Origin of the sequence: Streptomyces sp. WAC 04229 (genome assembly GCF_003947455.1) — a bacterium.
Lineage (GTDB): Bacteria > Actinomycetota > Actinomycetes > Streptomycetales > Streptomycetaceae > Streptomyces.
The window spans coordinates 75643-95883 of the sequence record NZ_QHJH01000008.1; the positions used below are offsets into that span (position 1 = coordinate 75643).

The window sequence follows — 20241 nt, forward strand, 5'->3', positions numbered from 1 at the left end:
CCGCCGAAGGAGCCGTACATGAAGGAAGTCGTCCCGCTCGCCGAGGGCTGGAGCCTGAGCCACAGCGATGACCTACTGCCCGCCCAGGTCCCCGGCTGCGTCCACACCGATCTGCTCACGGCCGGGCTGATCCCGGACCCCTTCCTCGGTGTCAACGAATCCGACGTGGCCTGGGTCGGACAGCGGTCCTGGACCTATGTCCGCGAGTTGCCGGCCGCCGACACGGCCGGGGAGCAGTACGAGCGGACCGACCTGGTCTTCGACGGACTCGACACCGCCGCGACCATCACGCTCGACGGCCGGGAACTGGGCCGCACCAGGAACATGCATCGGCGTTACCGCTTCGACGTCACCGGCTGCCACGGGCGCCTGGAGGCGGCCTTCGCCTCTGCCTACGACGAGGCGGCCTCGGTGCGGGCGGTGACGGGGGAGCGCCCCAACGTCTACCCGGAGCCGTTCCAGTACATCCGCAAGATGGCCTGCAGTTTCGGCTGGGACTGGGGCCCGACCCTGGTGACCGCCGGGATATGGCGCCCGGTCCGGCTGGAGCGGTGGTCGACGGCCCGGCTGGCCGACGTGCGCCCCCTGGTGACGGTCCACGGCGGCACGGGCCGCGTCGAGGTGCGCGTCGAGGTCGAGCGGACCGCGCAGGGGACGGCCCGCCCGCTCGTCGTACGTGCCACCGTGGGGGACGGCCTCGCCGAGGCGCGCGCCGCGGTGCAGGGCGCGCACGCCGTACTCACCCTTGAGGTGCCCGACGCCTCCCTGTGGTGGCCGCGCGGCTACGGGGACCAGCCCCTGTACGACCTGGAAGTCACGCTGGTCGAAGAGGCCGGCGAGGAGCGCCTCCTCGACACCTGGCGCCGGCGGATCGGCTTCCGGACCGTGGAACTGGACCGCTCGGCGGACCGGCACGGCACCGGCTTCACCCTCGTCGTCAACGGCGAACGGATGTTCGCGCGCGGGGTCAACTGGATTCCCGACGACGTGTTCCCGTCCCGGATCACCCCCGAGCGCTACCGCACCCGACTGCGCCAGACCGCCGACGCGGGCGTGGACCTGGTGCGGATCTGGGGCGGCGGCATCTACGAGGACGACGCCTTCTACGACGCCTGCGACGAACTGGGCCTCATGGTCTGGCAGGACTTCCTGTTCGCCTGCGCGGCCTATCCGGAGGAGCAGCCGCTGCGCGGCGAGGTCGAGGCCGAGGCTCGCGACAACGTTGTCCGGCTCATGCCGCACCCCTCACTCGTCCTGTGGAACGGCAACAACGAGAACCTCTGGGGCTTCCGCGACTGGGACTGGGAGCCCGAGCTGCGCGGCGACTCCTGGGGCGGCGGCTACTACCTGGACCTGCTCCCGCGGATCGTCGCCGAACTCGACCCCACCCGCCCCTACACCGCCGGCAGCCCCTGGTCGGGCTCCTGGGACCACCATCCCAACGACCCGGCCCACGGCACGTATCACTCCTGGGAGGTCTGGAACCGCCGGGACTACGCCGAGTACCGCGACTCGGTGCCCCGCTTCGTGTCGGAGTTCGGCTGGCAGGCCCCGCCCGCGATGGAGACCCTGCGGCGCGCGCTGCCCGGCGAACGGCTCGCGCCCGACTCGCCCGGCATGCTGCACCACCAGAAGGCCGAGGACGGCAACGGCAAGCTGAACCGGGGCGTGGAGCGCTACTTCGCACTGCCCGAGGACGACTTCGACCGCTGGCACTACCTCACCCAGGTCGTGCAGGCCCGCGCGATCGCCACCGGGATCGAGCACTGGCGCTCGCACTGGCCCGTGTGCGCCGGCACCGTCGTCTGGCAGATCAACGACTGCTGGCCGGTCAGCTCCTGGTCGGCCATCGACGGCGACGGCCGGCTCAAGCCGCTCCACCACGAACTGCGCCGGGTCTACGCGGACCGGCTCCTCACACTCCAGCCCGGCGACGGTGACGACGGCCCCGTACTCGCCGTCGTCAATCAGGCCGCCGAGCCCTGGCAGACACGCGTGACCCTGCGCCGGCTGCGGGCGGACGGCACCGCGGTGGCCGAGCACGTGCTCGACGTGACCGTCGCCGCCCGCTCGGTGCACCGGCGGGCCGTGCCGCCGGACCTGGCCCCCGCACCGCAGTCGGCCAAGGAGTTCCTCGTCGCCGACAGCGAGGACCTGCGGAGCGTGCACTTCTCCGTGACGGATCGGGAGTTCGCCTACCCGGTACCGCACTACGACGTGGCCGTGGAGTCCCCGATGGGTGCCGGGACGGGTAATGTCGAGGTCGTGGTAACCGCACACACCCTCGTACGCGACCTCCTCCTGCAGGCCGACCGGCTCGGCCCCGACGCGGTCTGCGACACCGGGCTGCGCACCCTGCTCCCCGGCGAACGGCTCCGCCTGCGGGTCTCTGGTGCGACCGACACCGGGGCCAACGCCGTGCGAGCGGCACTCTTCTGCGTGGAACCGGCGTGAGCAGACAGTCCGTACGGGTCACCATCAAGGACGTGGCCGCGGCCGCCGGCGTGTCCAAGGGGGCCGTGTCCATGGCCTTCAACGACAAGCCGGGGGTCTCCGACGCCACACGGGAGCGGATCTTCGCGGTGGCCCGGCAGCTCGGCTGGGCCCCGAACTCCTCGGCCCGCAGCCTGTCGCGCCAGTCGGTGGACACCGTCGGGCTGGCGATCTGCCGGCCTGCCCGACTGCTGGGCCTGGAGCCCTTCTACATGGAGTTCGTCTCCGGCATCGAGAGCGTGCTGGCCGAACGCGACTGCTCCCTGCTGCTGCGTCTGGTCGGCTCGCTCGACGAGGAGATCGGGCTGCAGGAGCGCTGGTGGCGGGAGCGGCAGATAGGGGGATCGATCCTGGTCGACTTCCATCACGAGGATCCCCGGATCGCTCCGCTGCGGCGCATCGGCCTCCCGGCCGTGGCCGTCGGCCACCCGTCCCTCACCGGCGGGTTCCCGTCGGTGTGGACCGACGACGCCGCCGCCGTCGCCGAGGCGGTGCGCTACCTGGCGGTGCTGGGACACCGGCGCATCGCACACGTGGGAGGCCCCCACGGGCTCGGACACAGCGCCATCCGCACGACCGCGTTCGAGCAGACCATGGCCGAACTCGGCCTGGACAGCGGGCCGCACATCGAGACGGGATTCTCGGGCGAGGACGGCGCACGCGCCACCCGCTCCCTGCTGCTGTCCGCCGCGCGTCCCACGGCCATCCTCTACGACAACGACATCATGGCGGTCGCCGGACTCGGTGTCGCCGCCGAGATGGGCGTCTCCGTGCCGGACGACGTGTCGCTGCTGGCATGGGACGACTCCCAGTTGTGCCGGCTGACGCATCCGACGCTGTCGGCGATGAGCCACGACGTGCACGGCTTCGGTGCACAGGTCGCACGGGTGCTGTTCGAGGTGCTGGCCGGTCACGACGTCGCGTCCCAGCCCGTCGCGACACCGTCACTGGTACCGCGGGCGTCGACCGCCCCACCCCCTTCGTAGGGTGGCGGAGACGGATTGCTGAGGGGCGCGGCGCCATGCCGCGCCCCTTCGCGTGCGGGCCCGCTCGGGAACGGTCCGCCGAGAGTGTGCGCAAGGGATGTCGGAGACGAGAAGGAAAGCTCGTCAGAGACACTCGATTGGCACGCTCACCAAAACCGGTTAAGCCGCAGTGGCTCCGCCCACGTTGTTGGAATGTTGCCGGGCGGCCGCCGCCGCACCGATCAGACCCGCGTCCCGCGCCAGTGCCGCCGGGCGCACCTCGAGGCCGCGGACGAAGTCGAGCACCGAGAACGCGCGCAGATGGCGGCGCAGCGGCGTGAACAGTGTCTCGCCCGCCTGCGCGACACCGCCGCCGATGACCGCGACCTCGATCTCCAGCAGCGCCGCGCTGCCGGCGATCGCGGCGGCGAGTGCTCGGGCCGAGCGGTCGTACGCGGCCAGGGCGCGCTCGTCGCCCTCGCGCGCGGACGCGGCGACCGCGGCGGCGGAAGGCTGCGAACCCGGTCGGGGTGACCAGCCCGCCTGTACCGCGTAGCGGGCGATGGCGGTACCGCTGGCGTAGCCCTCCACGCATCCCCGCGCACCGCAGGCGCAGGGCGGTCCGTCGATGCCTACGGAGATGTGGCCTATGTGTCCGGCGTTCCCCGAGGGGCCGGGATGCAGCCGGCCGTCCAGGACGTATCCGCCGCCGACGCCGGTGGAGACGACCATGCACAGGGCATTGCCCACACCGCGGGCGGCGCCGAGCCAGTGCTCGGCCGCGGTCATGGCCACGGCGTCCCCGAGCAGGACGGGTTCGAGGCCCGCGAAAAGCATGGGATGGGCGCGCACGCTCTCGACGAGGGGGAAAGTCCGCCAGGCGGGGATGTTCACGGGGCTCACCGTGCCGGCCACCGTGTCGACGGGGCCGGCGCTGGCGATGCCCACACCACGCACGGTGCCCCAGGCCGGAGCGGCCGACAGCGTGTCGATCACGGCGTCGACGGTTCGCGCCATGCGGTGGGTGGATTCCCTCGCGGGCGTGGGAAGTTCGGCGCGGTGGACGACGGACCCCCCTTCGTCCACCAGCGCTCCCGCGATCTTGGTCCCTCCGATGTCCAGGGCGGCGTACACCGATACGGTCCTTTCTCCGGTCGGCCCCACGGCCTCGAACCGGGCGGTGCGGTGTCGAGGAACTCGCAGGGGCGACAACGTTGTCAGTCAATGGGAAGGAGAGTCCTGAACGAGCGAGGAGGGCTTGTCCGGGCTCAGGCCGACGGCGGCCACGAACAGGGTGCCCCTGCCTTCCACCAGGACGTCATCGTCCGAGGCGGGGAGGAAGCAGGAACTGCCGGCTGCGATGCGCAGTGGTTCGGTGCCTCCCGTGGACAGCCGGGCCGATCCGTCCGCGCAGAAGGCGATGCGAGGGCCGGACGCGGGCACGAGAGGTCCGTGAGAGCCGTCGAGTTCGGTTTTGTAGAGGGCGAACTCCCGCGCCGGGCAGTCGTACAGCCACGTGGGTCCCGGCCCCGCGACCCCGGTGGGTGTGACCACGGGCACGCGCACCGCCGGGTTGGTGATCCGCAGCAGTTCGGGCACGTTCACCTCCTTGGCCGTCAGTCCCGCGCGCAGCACGTTGTCGGAGTTGGCGAGCAGTTCCAGGCCGACACCGTGCACATAGGCGTGCAGTCCGCCGGCCGGCATGAACAGGGCCGTGCCGGGCTCCAGGACGCGGTGGTTCAGAAGCAGGGAAGCCACGAGGCCGAGATCGTCGGGGTGATGTCGCGCCATACGCACCAGCGCGGCGTACGCGGCGGCATGGGGGTTCGCGGACCGTGCCAGGCGCCGACTCGATTCCACGACGGCTGACACCAGCGGCGCGCGCTCGTCCGGCGCCCGTTCCAGGACAGCGCGCAGGGCCTCGGAAAGGCCCTGCGCGTCGGTACCGCCACGCAGCAGTCCGATCACCGGACGCAGGCCGTCGACCCCGAGGTTCTCCAGGAGCTGTGCGGCCTCCTCGCGGTCACGGAAACCAGCCAGAACCTCGAAACGGCTCAGCGCGTGGAGCAGTTCGGGCTTGGGCCAGTCGTCCGCGTAGGGGCCGCCTCCGCCCTCGGCCTGCTGGGCGGCGAAGGCCGAGCGTGCCTGTTCCCGGTCCGGGTGGACCTGTATGGACAGAGGCTGCTCGGCGGCCAGCACCTTGAGCAGGAACGGCAGCCTGTCCCCGAACTCCCGGACGCATGCGGCTCCCAGCTCCCTGTGCGGGTCTTCGGCCACGACGTCCAGGAGTGTCGTGGCCTGTCCGCCGCGGGTCGTCCCCGCGGCGCCGGAGGGATGCGCGCCCATCCACAGCTCCGCTTCCGGCCCGGCCGAAGGGGTGCTCCTTCCTTGCAGCCGGGCCAGTGCGTCACGTGAACCCCATGCGTACGGCTTGATGATCGGTTGAAGTAGATCCACGGCGGTACGTTAACCGCGTCCGAACAGATTCCGCAGGTTTTCCGACCCCTGTTATTGAACCGGTATAGTAGTGGGTCGTCGACTTTCGGATCGGGCTGATGAGCACGCCGTTCCGTTCAGCGTGAAGGAGGCCGGGGCGCCGTTCGTGCCGGCCTGGGAGGCGCCGCTGAACCCGAAGTTCACTGTCGCACCGGGGGCGATGGACGTGTTGTAGCCGGAGGGATGGGCCACGGTCACGCTGCGACCGTCCTGGACGTGGGTGGCGTTCCAGATCTGGGTGATGGACTGGCTGCCGGGGAAGGTGAACGACAGCTCCCACCCGTCGAGCGTCGTGCTGCCGGTGTTGTGGATGGTGACGTCGGAGTTGAAGGTGGCCCCCCAGTCCGACAGCCGGTAGTCGACCCGGCACGGTGTACCGGCCGTGGGTGACGCGGTGGGCGTGCCGGTCGGGTCCGGTGTGGTGGTCGGCTCAGGGGTCGTCGTCGGCTCTCCGGTGGAGGGCGAGGAGGTCGGGGAGCCCGTGGGGGAGGTGTGACCGCTCTTGGCGGCCATGCGGTCGGAGTGGGCGCGGAACACGTCGAGTTCCGGATCACCCTGGGTGACACCGAACTTCCCGTCGATCTCGCGGTCCTGATACCACCAGAAGGCGCTGCCGTCGCCGCCGGCCGCCTCGAAGTCGGCGTAGATCTCGCTCCACCAGGCCGCCCGGTCGACGTTGTGGACGTTGAACTCGCCCATGAAGAAGGGCTTGCCGACCTTCTCGTGCGAGTCGGTGATCCAGGCCCGGATCAGTTCCTTCGTCTCGTCCAGGGGCAGGTCGGCCCAGTGCTCCGTGGGGTAGGGATGCGCCGAGGTGAAGTCGAGGTACGGCGACTGCTGGAGATGGACGAAGGGGTTGCCCTCGTCGCCGCCGAAGCCGTACTGCGTGCCGTGTCCCTCGATGCCGGCGCCGAGCAGGTGGTTGGGGTCGATCTCCTTGACGAAGGCCCCCATCTCGTCGACCCAGGCACGCAGCGTGGTCCCCTGGACGTTCTCCACGTCGCTCTGGCCCTCGTAGCGCGGCTCGTTCATCAGGTCCCAGGCGAAAATGGTCGGGTCGTCTTTGTACTTGACGCCGCTGTAGTGGTTGGTCCGGTTGAGGGCGTGGCTCACGTAGTTCTTGTAGGACGTGAAGCATCCCGGGCAGCGGGCCTTGTCGAAGAACGCGGCACGGGCCGGCTGGCCACCGGAGAGCCCCTCCCAGCGCAAACGTGTGTCGATGCCGCCATACGCCTCCCAGTAATTCTCGAAGACCGGCATGAGGCGCAGCCCGTGCGTCCTGGCGGACTCGATGACGTAGTCGAAGAGCGCGAACTGTTGCTCGTCGTAGACACCTTCGGACTTCTCGAAGCCGTGCCAGCTCTCGTGGCTGAACATCCACAGCCTGACGACGTCGACACCGTCGTCACGCATGCGGGCGAGGTGGGCGTCGATGCGTTCCTTGTCCATGTACTGCGTCTCGGTGTCGCCGGAGCCCGACCCGAAGGTGAACAGGTCGTAGGCGTTGGCGCCGGCGACGTAGTACTCCTCCCCGTCCAGACAGAAGCGGATCCCGCAGCGCGTGACGAAGGAGTCCTCGGCGGCCGAGGCCGAGGGCGGGCGCATGAGCGACAGACACGCGCCCGCCAACGCGGCCACGAGCAGGAGCACCAGAGGCGTCACGCACCGTCTGGTCGAGGGGAGGGGGTGACCATGCATAGCGGCTCTCCCGTTCGGAGGATGACTGCATGTACCGGTTAACCGGGGAGGAACGTAGAGGCGGCTACTTCGGCTGTCAATCAGTCGCGCAGAGTCTCTTCCTGCTGGTAAATGCCCACTCATGGGCGCCTCTTGGGGTTGGGCAGCAAGTTTAGCGGTTTACCTTTCGCAGGCTTCCTGGCTCGCCGATGTGAATCTTGAACCGTCTCTTGACATGGATGGAACATCCGGTGCCTCATGGTGTGGCGCTGGGCGGTCGCGGCCCACTTCCGGCCGCCTCCACGACCCGTCACACCGCTTGCGCGGTGCCTGCTTCGCAACCTCCGACGCCTGTGAGGGCCTGTGTCGGGCGGTACTTCCCGCCACCTGACATCGTTGTCATTCGCATGCGTCGGCACGGTGCGTCCAGGCCGGGTCAGGTGCCGTCACTCCGTCCCACTCACCCGAGGAGACACATGCGAAAGCCAAGAAGCACGCTCATCACGACGGCGGGGATGGCGTTCGCCGCCGTCCTCGGGCTGCTCCTCTCGCTCGCCGGGCCGTCCACCGGCAAGGCTGAGGCGGCGGAAGGCGGTATCCACGTCAGCGACGGACGCGTCGTCGAGGGCAACGGCAACGCGTTCGTCATGCGCGGCGTCAACCACGCCTACACCTGGTACCCCGAGCAGACCAGCTCCATCGCCGACATCGCGGCCAAGGGCGCCAACACCGTCCGGGTCGTGCTCGGCAGTGGCGGCCGCTGGACCAAGACGAGCGCGTCCGAGGTCTCCACGCTCATCGGCCAGTGCAAGGCCAACAAGGTCATCTGCGTCCTGGAAGTGCACGACACCACCGGGTACGGCGAGGACGGCGCTGCCACCAGCCTGGACCAGGCCGCCGACTACTGGATCAGCGTGAAGAGCGCGCTGGAGGGCCAGGAGGACTACGTCGTCGTCAACATCGGCAACGAGCCCTTCGGCAACACGAACTACACCGCGTGGACCGACGCCACCAAGTCGGCCATCGGCAAGCTCCGCGGTGCCGGCATCGACCACGCCCTGATGGTGGACGCGCCCAACTGGGGCCAGGACTGGTCCGGCACGATGCGGTCCAACGCGGCCTCGGTCTTCGCTTCCGACCCCGACCGCAACACCATCTTCTCCATCCACATGTACGGGGTCTACGACACAGCGGCCGAGGTGCAGGACTACCTGAACGCCTTCGTCGGCAACGGACTGCCCATCGTCGTCGGTGAGTTCGGCGACCAGCACAGCGACGGCAACCCCGACGAGGGCGCGATCATGGCGACGGCCCAGTCCCTCGGCGTCGGCTACATCGGCTGGTCGTGGAGCGGCAACGGCAGCGGTGTCGAGTACCTCGACATGGTCAACGGCTTCGACCCGAACTCGCTGACCAGCTGGGGCGACCGCTTCTTCAACGGCAGCAACGGGATCGCCGCCACCTCCAAGACGGCCACCGTGTACGGCGACGGTGGTGGTGACAACGGTGGCGGTGACGACGGTGGCACGGGCGGTACCGCGCCCAACGGTTACCCGTACTGCGTGAACGGCAGCGCCTCCGACCCGGACGGTGACGGGTGGGGCTGGGAGAACAGCAGCTCGTGCGTGGTTTCCGGCGGCCTTGCGCCCAACGGCTACTCGTACTGCGTGAACGGCAGCGCCTCCGACCCGGACGGTGACGGGTGGGGCTGGGAGAACAGCCGGTCCTGTGTCGTCCGGGGCAGCGCTGCGGATCGCTGACCGACGGATGCGGTGATGCCCCGCCCGAGGGAAGTCCCAGGGGCGGGGCATTCGGCCGCAGGACGCAGACGTTCACCACGGACGTGAGGTGCCGACCTCGGGTCGCCTGGGGCCGCTACGGCGCGTGCTCGGCCTCCCGTGAGTCGCGCGCCGGCAGCCGGGGGCAGGACGGTGCGGTCCTGTGCCCCGTCTCCGGGAAGGGGAGCGAGAAGCGTTCCGTCAGCAGGCGTTGGTGCGGAAACTGGAGACGCCGGGGACGCCTGCATCGTCGAAGCCGCAGGTGTACGCGGTGAAGCGGGCATCGTTGTTGAGGTACCGCTTGAACCACGACACGAGCATCCAGGACAGGTGCGCGTTGTCCCGGTTGACGAAGAAGTGGTCGGCACCGCCGAGTTCGACGTACGCCTTCTGCCCGGGCAGGCTGTTGTAGAACGGGATCGAGTGTGATCCCACCGGTGCCACGGAGTCGGACTGGCCGCCGACTATCGCCACCGGCTCACTGACCTCGGGCCAGGACTTGTCACCGTTCCAGGGAGCGATCGGGACCGCCGCTTTGATCCTTCCGCTGGTGTCGGCCTTGAGGGCTTCGAGCGAGCCGCCGCCCCCCATCGACCAGCCGGCCACTCCCTGCCGGTTGGCGTCCACGCGTGAGCGCACCGCGCTGGGGGATGAGTTGACCGCCCAGTTGAGCGCGGAGCGCAGCTGGCTGCCGCGGCTGGCCGGCTGGTCGTAGATCGTGTTCGTTTCGATGCCGACGACGACGTAGCCCCAGGAGGCCAGGCGGGGGCCGATCCAGCTCATGCTCGACCAGTAGGACAGGTAGCCGGGAACCACGGCGATCACCGGGTAGGTACCAGGCGTGGTGGGGTAGTACGCCTGGCCACCTCCGAATCCGGAGGGGTTGCCGATGCCGGTCGACGCGACACCGAAACTTCCGTTGCCGATGATGTTGGCCGGGGTCGGAGCCTGGCCGATCTCATCGGCGCTGGCCGGCGCGGCGGTCAGGACGCCGCCCGCGCTCAGCCCGACCGCCAGCAGCAGGGAGGTCAGGCCCTGCAGAGCGCGACGGCGCAGAAACCCGGGACGAGAGCTCGTGCTTCTCATGCATGTCTCCTTGTCAGGGGGCGCGGTGAAACCTCGAGGACTTCACCGCCTGGCCTGACGTGTCAGACAAGCGCACCGGCGGCTGACGGCCATCGGCGAAATCACCAGTCATGCGGGGGAGCGCCCGGTGAGGTGTGCCGCCGCTGCTCGGCACCTGCACCTTGCCCGCCCCCACGAGCCGGCCGTACGTGTCGCGGTACGGCAGCCCGGCCGAGGGCGCGAAGGCTCGGCCACCGTGAAGGCTGGTGATCCCACCGATGCGTGCTGGGAGGCTCAGGGGCACCGTGGCCCGGGATGGCGGGATCCGCCCGCCGGCGGAGGAACGTGGAAAGGGGCAAGCCCTTGCGAACGTGGCGCACCACCTTGAAACTGGCCGCGGCAACACTGGCCGTCGTCGTCGCGAGCACCGGCGCGACAGCGGCGGCAACGCCGAAGGCTCCGCAGGCCGAGGCCGGGACACCGGCTGTGGAGGGGCCGGTACCCGGGACCGTGCCGGGTGATCCGAAAGCGCCGGACGCGGCGGGCACCTATCCCTGGCTGTCCGCGCCCGGGCTGGCCGAAGCAGGCTACGTCGAGCAGGAGTTCTTCCTCTCCGGCCGGGCGGACGCCTACAGCCCGACCGGTGCACGGCTCGCCGAGGACGTGCCGTACACCACGCGCGTCGTGATACGGAGGCCCGCCCACCCGGCGCGGTTCGACGGCACGGTCCTGACGGAGTGGCAGAACGTCAGCGGCGGCTACGACCTGGACGCCCTGTGGGCACCCGACCAGATCACGCGCGCCGGGCAGGTCTGGGTCGGGGTGTCCGCGCAGCGCGTCGGCGTGGACCAGCTCAGGTCCTGGAGCCCTGCCCGCTACGGCGGCCTCGACGTGACCGGAGGCGGGCGGTTCACGGCCGACGAACTGTCCTACGACGTGTACGCGCAGGCCGCCAGGGCCCTGCGCACGGGGACCGGAGGGCTGCTGGGCCCCCTCCGCGCGAAGACGATCCTCGGGATCGGCGCCTCGCAGTCGGCGGGCCGGATGACGGTGTACTACGACCACGTGCTCCCGCAGACGGAGCCGGTCTTCGACGGCTACGGCTTCATCGTGGGCCAGGCCCCCGCTCGCGAGGGCGACGAACCCGTCTTCCACGTGCTCTCGGAGACCGATGTGCGCACGCCGGTCCGACGCCCCGACGACGACCACTACCGGCGCTGGGAGGTGGCCGGCGCCGCGCACTCCGGCCGCTTCGGACAGGCATCCCGAGAACCGCTGCTCACCCGCGACCTCGGTGCCGCACCGGAGTTCGCCTGCGACCGTCCGCCGTTCAGCGAGGTGCCCCTGCATCATGTGATCGCCGCCGCCTACAGCCACCTCGAGCGGTGGGTGGAGCGGAAGGTGCTCCCGCCGTCGGCACCGGGGCTGCGGTTCTCCGCGGACGGCACCAAGGCCCGCGACGCCCACGGACTCGCCCTCGGCGGAATCAGGCTGTCCCAGGTGGAGGTCCCGAGGGCGCTGAACACCGGGGACAACACGGGGGAGACCTTCTGCGTGCTGTTCGGAACGCATGTGCCGTTCACCGCCGCGCAACTGGACCGCCTGTACCCCACCCACGCGGGCTACGTCGCCCGGGTCGTCGACGCCGACGTCCGCGCCGTACGGCACGGCCATCTGCTGCCTGCCGACGCACGCGCCAATCTGCGAGACGCGCTGTCCTCGAAGGCGGACCTGAATTGAGGTGCGCGGCGGGGGCGCGGCCCGGCCCCCGCCGCGGTACGCGGCATGACGCGGGGCTCAGCGTGGCCGCCGGCCCTCCCAGGGCACGGTCGGCTGGAGCACGGCCTCGGCGAGGGCGCCGCTCCGCAGCGCGGTCACCTCCTGGTATCCGGGGTCGGCCACCATGCGGCCGAATGCCTCCCGGCTCGGGTAGCGAACGAGCAGTACGGCGTCCCACGCCTGGCCGTCCTCGGCGACCAGGGGGGTGCCGCCGTCCCCGGCATACAACAGTTCGCCGCCGTACCGGTGCAGGAACTCGGCCGCGCGCCGGGAGTAGTCGGCGTACGAAGCCCGTCCGCCGGGAGCGAAGCGCAACAGGTTCAGCATGACAAAGGGCCCGTCCGGGGTGTGCGCGCCCAGTCCGGCGAGCGCCGCGCCCGTGGGATCGACGGCCATAGCGGCCTCCTTTTCGTCTGGTCCGGCCCGTGACGGCCGGCGGGACGCCCGAAGCTTAGGGGCAATCCGGCGCGGGATACCATCCAGTCGGTACGTCTTGCTCTGAGCGGTGCCATCGCAATCAGCAAGCTTGCGGAGACACCACCCGCATTCGGGGAGTGCGCCCAGAGCATGGCGCGGTCGCCTGCCGACCCGGCCAGGGCGACAACAATGCCGCCCATGTGGCAACTGGCCAGCGTCGGCTCACCAACGGCCGGGCTCGAAAAGCAGGTTGCAAAGGGCAGCAGTGTTGCTCACCCGCGCTCAGGCGTATTCGCTCACCCGCACGGAGAACCTGCTGGACCTCCCTCCTGACCGGACTTCGCCGCCGACCGGGGTGCAGTGGAGTCACGGGCTTCGTTCCCGAGGCCGCGTCCGCAGCAGGACTCGCGGTACTCCTGTCGCTCGCGGCGGTCATCGCCTTGTTTCCCCGGCCTGCCATCGCGGAGCAACGGGGATGAGTGTGCACCCGCTCGTCGTTCGGGTCACCCGTACCGTTTCACGGTCGTCCGCACCGGCACGCGCCCGTGCGCATGCTGAGCGCTCCGCTGCACCAAGAGGCGTGATTGCCACGGGCGTATGATCACCGAGGTCGAATTGACGTACGGCTGTGACGCTCGTTTGACGCTCTGGGTGCCCGCCGGTCCTCAAGCCGGACTCGGAAGACTCCCTGACCTGGCACTTTACCGGCAGCGTCCAGGCCGACATCTTTTCGATGACGCATCATGTGGAGTGCGTGGCGATTCTGGAGCCTGCAGGCAAGGGGTCCTGACCTGCGCTTTTGTCGTCCGGGTGGGTTGCTCGACCTGTTTCCCCATGAGTAACGCTTTGAGCGGGGGATTGATCCTCGCACCATGCTGACCTGCGGTTCCGTGAGCGAGGTGCTGCATGGGTGACGCACGGAGAGGGGCGTTCGGAGAATCTTGACGCTCGGACGACGCCCGGAGCGGAAGTCGCTTCTGGACCTCCGCCCATAGCTGCGAGACACCATCTCCGACTGCGCGATGCCAGGAATGGATTGCCAAGCGTCTGGCGGTCTGGTTCCCCGTTTCCTGACGTTCGTGGGCAGGGCACGCGCGTGCCCTGCCCACGAGCTTTCGAACGCCACCCCCACATGGCCGCATTGGCTGGTTCGGGAGTATCGGGCTGTGCCAATCAAAGGGCTTCGACGCGCCGCACTGGGGCCTCTGCCACGGCGTCTCGTACCCGGCTCTGTCGCGATCGACGCCTCCTGGGCCAACCGGGGGGGACCTGGGTCGACGGACACCTCCTGCCGATTCCCGCCCCGTCGCTCGACGCAATGCCGACGATGACGGCGACCTCGCCGGATGGGTTCCGGGGTGCCGTGAGCATCGGGCGTCGCGTAGCTCTACGCGGCTGCCGCGGGGCGGTCAACTCGCGTTGCCACGGCACCCGTATCATCCGAGCCGGGCAGGTGCCCTCGCTGCGCCGGCACTACTGGCGATCCGTGGGATCGACGTGATCCACGTGGAAGGTCAGCCCAGTAACGGTGCCCGACTGGACGACGGGGCCGTGCTGGACTCCACCGCTGATGCGGTTGTCCACCGTGCGCCGGCTGTCTGCCGCGGACGCCGAGAGTTGTAGTAACGAGGTCAGCAGAGTACGCAGGGCCTCACCGCTGCCGTCATCGGCTTCCGCGAGTCGGCGCAGACGGCCACCGTATCGTCGGCTGATCTCGCGGGCGGTCCGTTCACGTTCCGTGGCGTCAGCGGCGAGGAGCAGGTTCCTCGCGTCCTGCAGGTCGTCGAACGTGCCGGGGTCCGCGCCTGTGCGGGTCAGGTACCGCCCGACAAGTCCCCGGGCGTGTGTCCAGGCATCGGTGACCATGAGAGAGACCAGTGTGGTGGCACCCGACGCCGCGAGTACGGCCAGTTCGCTGTCCATATGTCTTCTCCTAGGTAAGGGGAGAGCCGGAGGCGGGTGCCTCGTCGTCGTCCGGGGTGAGGGACGCCGGCGGATCGAAGTGGCGCTGGATCTCCTCGGCGGTCTCGTGGCGGTTCTGCTCCTTGATGAGGCCGGCGATCTGTGCGGCGAGCATCGGACGGCGTACATCACCGTCGGTGAAACCGATGCTGTTCAGGAAGTCGGAGAGATGCATCGTGGCCGTCTCCCGTCCCTGCGGCGCTGAGGGAGGCTCCGCCCTGGGAAAGTCCGACGTCGTCGGCTCGCCGGCCTGCTGAGAGATCAGTTCCCGAAGCCGTTCGGGAATGTCGGTGTCGTTGGCCGCCGAGGTGAGCTGAGCGAGCAGGGCCAGGTCGTGCACCGTATGTTCCACGTGTTCGTCGTTCTTGGTGAGCCACCAGACCACGGCGCTGCCGGTGTTTTTGAGGACGTCCTCGCCCAGGTACCGGCGCCTGCTCTGTTCGTACTTGCGCTGGTGCACCCAGACTTCCTCGTCCTTGCGTACGTCGGCGAGTTTGTCGAGGCGTTCCTGGTCCTGTTCCGCCAGGACGAGCTGGATGTTCTCCGCCATCGCCTGGAGGTGCCCGGTGGGCTCGGGCAGCATCCGGCTGAGGGCGCCGGACAGTTCCTGCTCGACGAGCGAGGCCCGGACTGGTTCTCGTTGCTCGGTGATGGCGCGGGCCCGCTTCAGGACCGCGTCGACGGCGAGACCCGCCGGGTTGAGAACGGGGCCCCTCACGGAAGCGTCGGCGAGGTACCAACGCACGGTCGCAGAGAAGACGAAGTCGTAGTCGGCCCACTTGCTGGGCAGCACGACCCGGCTGACACGGTGTTCCGTGCGTTCCACGGGGGCGGCCGTGAGCTGTTCCTCGAAAGCCACCGGTACTGTGCCGCGGCGTATCGCGGCGATCCGGAAGACGACTGCGGGGACGACGAGCAGCAGCACTGCCAGCAGTGGCCAAGTCCATACCGGCCACCGCTGAGTCAGACCGACGATGCTCAGCAGGAGGCCGCTCAGAACGGTGAGGAAGACGGTTGTGGTTTTCCGTGCGGTGGTCATGGTCGAGTCCCCCCGGGTGAGGTCGTCGGCGGTGTGGCCGGAGCGGTGCCTTGAGCCGCGCTGATCTTGCGGAGCAGCAGACCGGTGATCTCCGCGGCCCGCGCCGCATCTCCCGGGCCGGTGCGCTCGGCGTCTCGGGCGCACGCGTACAGCAGAGCAAAGACCTTGCCCCGTTTCTCTGTGCACCGCTGTGCCGCGCTGACGAGGAGGTCGAGCAGGAGCCCGCCGTGCGGTCCGGCGTCGGCGGCCGCCCAGTGAAACCAACGGCGTACTTCGGCCTGCCACTGCGGAGGCGGCAGTTCGGCCAGCACTGCGTGCCAACAGGTCGTCAGGGAGCCCTGTGCGCCCGGTTCGTCGACCAGCGTGTGCGAGGTGCCGGTGTGCTGCGTCAACAGTCCGGGGTCGCTGGCCTGGAGGAAGATCCCGAGATTGGCGGGTGAGAAGTCGGAATGGGCGAGACGGTCGATCAGCACGCGGTGCAGTCGGCGGCTGCGCGCCACCAGCTCGCACAGCGCCTGCCGGGCACGCGTCGTGCCGCGCTCGCGCCGGGCCAGATGGTAGAGCCTGACCAGGGCTTGATCGGGATGACTGGTCGCGAGGACGTCGGCACAGACGCGGACCAGCACCTGCGCGAGCTCCCCCTTCAGGCTCCGTTTGGCGCACCACTGGTAGATCTGCTCACGGAAGGCTCTGGCGTGCACCGGGTCCGCCAACCCGCAGGTGAGCGCATGAACGGCCGCTTCCAGGCGAGGGCGGCTCGTCCCACCGGTGCTCCAGCCTTCGATGAGGGTCCCCAGCCCGTCCGCACGTCCGGTCCGCAGATATTCACCGGCCACTCGTTCCACCAGGCCGTCGCGTACGACGGGGACGACGTGCGGGTCGTTCAGCTCCACCACGCTCGCGGCCCAGGTGCCGAGGTGAGGGCGGAGATCGGGCATGTGGTCCCAGAAATGGGCACGAACGGCGGAGTCGAAGTCCAGCCTCTCGAACCGGACCTGTCCGTTGAGGGTGGCAGTGGCCGAGATCTCATGGAGTCGCTCGGCGAGGTCCCGGTGCTGCAGCGGCGAGTCGCCCTCCGACGGAGGCCCGAGGGCGCTCAGCAGTTGCTCGGCCGCGCGGTGAACGACATCGGCGTGCGCCCCGTGCAGCATGGACACCGCGATCATCAGGGCCCGTTGGGGCGCCTCCCGTAGCTTGGTGACGAGCGCGGCGGCCTCTCGTCGGCCGTCGTTTCGCGCTCGCCGGGCCGCCTCACACCACTGACCGAATCCGTCTCCGGGCTGACCGGCCTCGCGTGCTCGGCGCACCAGGTCGGCGAATTCCGCGATCTCCCGCATCGGCCTGTTCGCCGTCAGGAACCCGGTGACGGTGCCATCCGGCCGGAGATACTGCTCAGGCGGCACACCGTGCAGGCGCAGATGCCGCCGCAGAACGCCGATTCCGGGTGGCTGTTCGAGTTCCACACGGCAGTACTGGAGGTCCGGGTCGAGAATGCCGCGGGTCGGCATGACCACGACCAGGTGAGCCCGCTGCTCGTGCACGGCCTTGCGCAGCGCCGGGAGGTCGGCCTGGGCCGCGGCCCAGCGGCGGTCGTCCGCGGCGGACAGATCCAGCAGCAACTGATCACCGGTCCCGACCAGAGCGGGGTCCTGGAGGGCCAGCTCCTCCTCCTCACCGGGCAGGAGTTCGTGGAAGACACCACTGTCCCGGTGATGTTCGTGCAGCAGTACACGGGCCGTAGCCGACCGGCCGATGCCCGGGGCACCGTCCAGGATGACGGTGCCGGTGTCGGCGAGTACGGCACGAGCCTCACCCATGCGCGGCGGAGCGACCAGTACGTAGCGCAGTCGGTGGAGTTGGTCCTCGGCGATGCGGCGGAACGCCGGCTTGTCCGAGTCCTGCAGTTGCGTTCCGATGTAGACGTCGCCGGGGCCCGTGACCGTGACGCCCGAGTCCCGGACCCAGGTACTGGTCTGCTGGCTCACCGGTCCTCGTCCTCGCGTCCGCCCCGTTCACCGAACCGGTGCTGGACGGCGCCGTGGTGGTCACCCTCGGAGTACGTCATCCCGTCTCCACCCGAGACATGACGTGAATGCGAGTAGATGTTGCCGTTCCCGGTGTGAACAGGACCGTGGGTGCCCTTGACCACCGTGCCGACGTCACCGCTGAAGTCACGGCTCTGTACGGCTGTACCGTTCACGGTCCCGATGGAATTGGTAACGCTGCCCGGCGCGGGCGTCCCCGTCTCTGTCCCGGACCGGTCTTCAAGGCCGGGAACCAGGTCGGCCATCAGGTCACCGATGCGCGCGACACACACCTCGGTGTCACCGGAGTCGAACGCGATGGACTGGAGATCGGCGAGCCGCTGCAACGCGTGCGGCAGATCAGCCTTACTCAGCCGACTGGTTTTGCGTCCGTCCAGGACAGGGACCACCGGAACCTCGCACTCGAAAGCCTCCTCGATCTCCTTGCGCACCCAGTCCTCGGGATCCTCCAACCGGGTACGGAAGTTCGTCCAGTCCGGACCGATGATGGCCAGGAGTACGGAACTGCGCCGTACCGCGGCCAACAGCCGTTCGGGCCAGCTTTCACCGGGGACGATGGATTGTGACGCGTGGAACGCGTGTCCCGGACCGAAGCGGTGCGACAGTCCTTGACGCAGTAGAGCCGCGGTCTTCTCTCCGTCTCCTGTGCGGTAGTTGATGAAAATCTCGCTCATGACGGTGACTCCTCAAGAGGGATGGTCGGGCGTGACAAGGTGCCGAGCCGCGGTGCCAACCGACGTACCGGCGGGTGGTCCGGATAGCGACCCAACACCCTGACGAGCCGTCTGAGGTCGGTCGTGACAGTCGCCGAGCGCACCGCCGTCACGCCGTCGAGCAGTGGCTCCGTCAGCGCGCAGGCGTGGTCGATCTCGCCGGCGCAGGCATAGGCGAGCGCGCGACGTACGCCGTACCGGACCTGCGTACGCACCGCGTCGGGGCCGACCAGAGTGAGCTGGCGATCCAGTTCCTCGCCCGCTTCGCGCGGTCGACCGAGATCGACGAGGCACCAGCCGGTGACCATGCCGACCGAATCGGGAAGGTGCATGGAGCCGATCACCGGGCCGTCAGCACCTTCGGCAGTGCGTTCCTGGCGGGCGAGCAGAGCACGAGCCCGGTCCAGGGCACGTAGGCAGGCGCCGACATCACCAGCGAGGGCGTGACCCTGCGCTTCGCGCTGTGCGGCGAGACCGCGGATCCGCGACGGCAGCACGTCGCTCTGCGCCCGGCGGGCCAGCGCGATCGTCTGCTCGGCGTCCTCCCTGTACAGCGTGACCAACGCCCTACGGACCAGCGCGTAACCGGCCAGTGCCTGATCACCGCCGGCGGCGGCCAGGTCGACCGCACGCTGTGTCCACCACAGCGCCGCACGTTCGTCCCCTGTCTCCTGCACCAACCAGCCCACGTACTCGGCGTACCGGGAACCGAGTGCCAGCAGGCGACGCCTGGTGCCGCTGTCGCTCTGCGCCGACAGCTCCCGCAGCGTGTGTGTCTGCGCGATCAGAACGGGCAGGAGCAGGCCGGGATCCACGGTCTGGCCGAGTCTGCGGTAGTGCGTGAACAGGGAGCGTGAGGCTTCCAGCATGCCCGCGCCGGCGGTTGGGGAAGCCGGACCTGATCCGTCCGACCTCCAGGTCATCAGCGAGGCGACGCCGGCATTCATCACCTCCCGCCGGCCCACGGGTCCGAACGAATTCGGGCCGTCCGGTGACAGCTGCATCATCCAGTTCTCCTCCTCGACCCGGCCTGGCGCCGACACGGCAGGTGAGTCGACAGCGGTAGGGGTGCCCAGGGCGATCAGTGCTCCATCGGCACCGAGTGCGGCGTCGCACAGCCGCGCGAGATCACGGCTGTGCGCCTTGATGCCCCGCTCGACCTTGCTGAGCTGCGCCTTGCTGTAGTGCACGAGACCGGACAGGTTCGTCAGGCTCAGTCCGGCCTCCAGACGCCGCTTCCTCAGTTCCTCGCCGAACGATGTGGACGGATGTGGCACGGGAACCTCCCGAACCCGGTCGTCCGGGCTGAGGCGGTACTGCACGGAAGAGTGCGGCACCAACTCCCGGACGGACAAGGCGATCGAAGCTGTTTCCCGTTTCCTTCTCCTACGGCGGGCGCGGCAAGCTCGTGCGGGGCAGTTGGGTTTCCCGAAGACCGGTGCTCGTGTTTCGGCTGGCGGGTGGGCTGCCTTCGTTTCAGTGGGTGTGGGAGGGCACTCGGGCGCCTGAGCCGAGATGCGGTTCGTTCGGCACCATGGGGTCCGCACGACGACCCGAAGGAAAGCGCATGGTGCCCCCGCCTATACGGCCGGGCCCGCGGCACAGCCGACGAGCCACTCCACCGTCAGGAACGTAGTCACGTTTCCTGGAGCCGCTACGCCGAACACGCGACACCGAGGTGGCGACGGTGTCGCCGCGGTGTGCGGGCTGCTGAAGACGAGCGCTCAGGTCGACGCCTTTCGGCGAGGCCGGGCGCGCTCGGCCTGGTCGCCGAGCCCCACAATTGCGCCCTTGCGCATCCCGGACGACCTG

14 protein-coding genes are annotated in these 20241 nt (G+C 69.5%); 4 read left to right on the top strand and 10 right to left on the bottom strand.

Going from position 1 to position 20241, the window contains the following annotated elements; translation table 11 throughout:
* The first annotated feature begins 18 nt into the window (after positions 1–18).
* Positions 19–2454 (top strand): glycoside hydrolase family 2 protein, encoded by a 2436-nt coding sequence (locus DMH12_RS03950; protein ID WP_125490125.1) that lies wholly within the window; start codon positions 19–21, stop codon positions 2452–2454.
* On the top strand, positions 2451–3479 hold the full coding sequence (locus DMH12_RS03955; RefSeq protein ID WP_125490126.1) for a LacI family DNA-binding transcriptional regulator: 1029 nt from the start codon (positions 2451–2453) through the stop codon (positions 3477–3479). Before DMH12_RS03950 ends, DMH12_RS03955 begins: the two co-directional genes overlap by 4 nt.
* Before the next feature lie 159 nt (positions 3480–3638).
* On the opposite strand, the gene DMH12_RS03960 is transcribed toward DMH12_RS03955, so the two are convergent.
* The 3 genes from DMH12_RS03960 to DMH12_RS03970 form a co-directional block, all read right to left on the bottom strand.
* Positions 3639–4592: an ROK family protein gene (locus DMH12_RS03960; protein WP_125490127.1), complete on the bottom strand. Its 954-nt coding sequence runs from the start codon at positions 4590–4592 to the stop codon at positions 3639–3641.
* 87 nt (positions 4593–4679) lie between these two features.
* Positions 4680–5915 carry a mannose-6-phosphate isomerase, class I gene (gene manA / locus DMH12_RS03965; RefSeq protein WP_125490128.1) on the bottom strand — a complete coding sequence of 412 codons (1236 nt, stop codon included), beginning with the start codon at positions 5913–5915 and terminating at the stop codon, positions 4680–4682.
* 51 nt (positions 5916–5966) lie between these two features.
* Positions 5967–7616: a cellulose binding domain-containing protein gene (locus tag DMH12_RS03970; protein ID WP_185832133.1), complete on the bottom strand. Its 1650-nt coding sequence runs from the start codon at positions 7614–7616 to the stop codon at positions 5967–5969.
* 491 nt (positions 7617–8107) lie between these two features.
* On the opposite strand from DMH12_RS03970, the gene DMH12_RS03975 reads away from it, so the two are divergent.
* The gene (locus tag DMH12_RS03975; RefSeq protein WP_125490130.1) at positions 8108–9391 is read left to right on the top strand and encodes a cellulase family glycosylhydrolase; all 1284 of its coding nucleotides are present in this window, start codon (positions 8108–8110) and stop codon (positions 9389–9391) included.
* Between the two features lie 219 nt (positions 9392–9610).
* On the opposite strand, the gene DMH12_RS03980 is transcribed toward DMH12_RS03975, so the two are convergent.
* Positions 9611–10495: an alpha/beta hydrolase gene (locus tag DMH12_RS03980; protein ID WP_125490131.1), complete on the bottom strand. Its 885-nt coding sequence runs from the start codon at positions 10493–10495 to the stop codon at positions 9611–9613.
* Positions 10496–10837: 342 nt separating this feature from the next.
* On the opposite strand from DMH12_RS03980, the gene DMH12_RS03985 reads away from it, so the two are divergent.
* Positions 10838–12214 carry an alpha/beta hydrolase domain-containing protein gene (locus DMH12_RS03985; protein ID WP_221763106.1) on the top strand — a complete coding sequence of 459 codons (1377 nt, stop codon included), beginning with the start codon at positions 10838–10840 and terminating at the stop codon, positions 12212–12214.
* Positions 12215–12271: 57 nt separating this feature from the next.
* Here DMH12_RS03985 and DMH12_RS03990 read toward each other — a convergent pair whose 3' ends face one another.
* From DMH12_RS03990 to DMH12_RS04020, 6 genes are all read right to left on the bottom strand, one after another.
* Positions 12272–12649, bottom strand: coding sequence for a DUF1330 domain-containing protein (locus DMH12_RS03990; RefSeq protein ID WP_125490132.1), 378 nt, complete (start codon positions 12647–12649; stop codon positions 12272–12274).
* A gap of 1494 nt (positions 12650–14143) precedes the next feature.
* A complete protein-coding gene (locus tag DMH12_RS03995; protein WP_125490133.1) occupies positions 14144–14593 on the bottom strand; it encodes a hypothetical protein in 450 nt (149 codons plus the stop codon).
* Positions 14594–14603: 10 nt separating this feature from the next.
* Positions 14604–15671 (bottom strand): hypothetical protein, encoded by a 1068-nt coding sequence (locus tag DMH12_RS39615; RefSeq protein ID WP_260474034.1) that lies wholly within the window; start codon positions 15669–15671, stop codon positions 14604–14606.
* A complete protein-coding gene (locus DMH12_RS04010; RefSeq protein WP_125490134.1) occupies positions 15668–17656 on the bottom strand; it encodes a hypothetical protein in 1989 nt (662 codons plus the stop codon). The genes DMH12_RS39615 and DMH12_RS04010 overlap by 4 nt, the downstream gene beginning before the upstream one ends.
* Positions 17653–18390, bottom strand: coding sequence for a toll/interleukin-1 receptor domain-containing protein (locus tag DMH12_RS04015; RefSeq protein WP_125490135.1), 738 nt, complete (start codon positions 18388–18390; stop codon positions 17653–17655). Before DMH12_RS04015 ends, DMH12_RS04010 begins: the two co-directional genes overlap by 4 nt.
* On the bottom strand, positions 18387–19706 hold the full coding sequence (locus DMH12_RS04020) for a helix-turn-helix domain-containing protein (protein WP_125490136.1): 1320 nt from the start codon (positions 19704–19706) through the stop codon (positions 18387–18389). The genes DMH12_RS04015 and DMH12_RS04020 overlap by 4 nt, the downstream gene beginning before the upstream one ends.
* Positions 19707–20241 lie beyond the last annotated feature (535 nt).

Excerpts from the sequence above, each read along its gene's own strand:
- DMH12_RS03950 (WP_125490125.1), top strand. The coding sequence starts at position 19 with ATGAAGGAAGTCGTCCCGCTCGCCGAGGGCTGGAGCCTGAGCCACAGC.
- DMH12_RS03975 (WP_125490130.1), top strand. The coding sequence starts at position 8,108 with ATGCGAAAGCCAAGAAGCACGCTCATCACGACGGCGGGGATGGCGTTC.
- DMH12_RS03980 (WP_125490131.1), bottom strand. The coding sequence starts at position 10,495 with ATGAGAAGCACGAGCTCTCGTCCCGGGTTTCTGCGCCGTCGCGCTCTG.
- DMH12_RS03990 (WP_125490132.1), bottom strand. The coding sequence starts at position 12,649 with ATGGCCGTCGATCCCACGGGCGCGGCGCTCGCCGGACTGGGCGCGCAC.
- DMH12_RS03995 (WP_125490133.1), bottom strand. The coding sequence starts at position 14,593 with ATGGACAGCGAACTGGCCGTACTCGCGGCGTCGGGTGCCACCACACTG.
- DMH12_RS39615 (WP_260474034.1), bottom strand. The coding sequence starts at position 15,671 with ATGACCACCGCACGGAAAACCACAACCGTCTTCCTCACCGTTCTGAGC.
- DMH12_RS04015 (WP_125490135.1), bottom strand. The coding sequence starts at position 18,390 with ATGAGCGAGATTTTCATCAACTACCGCACAGGAGACGGAGAGAAGACC.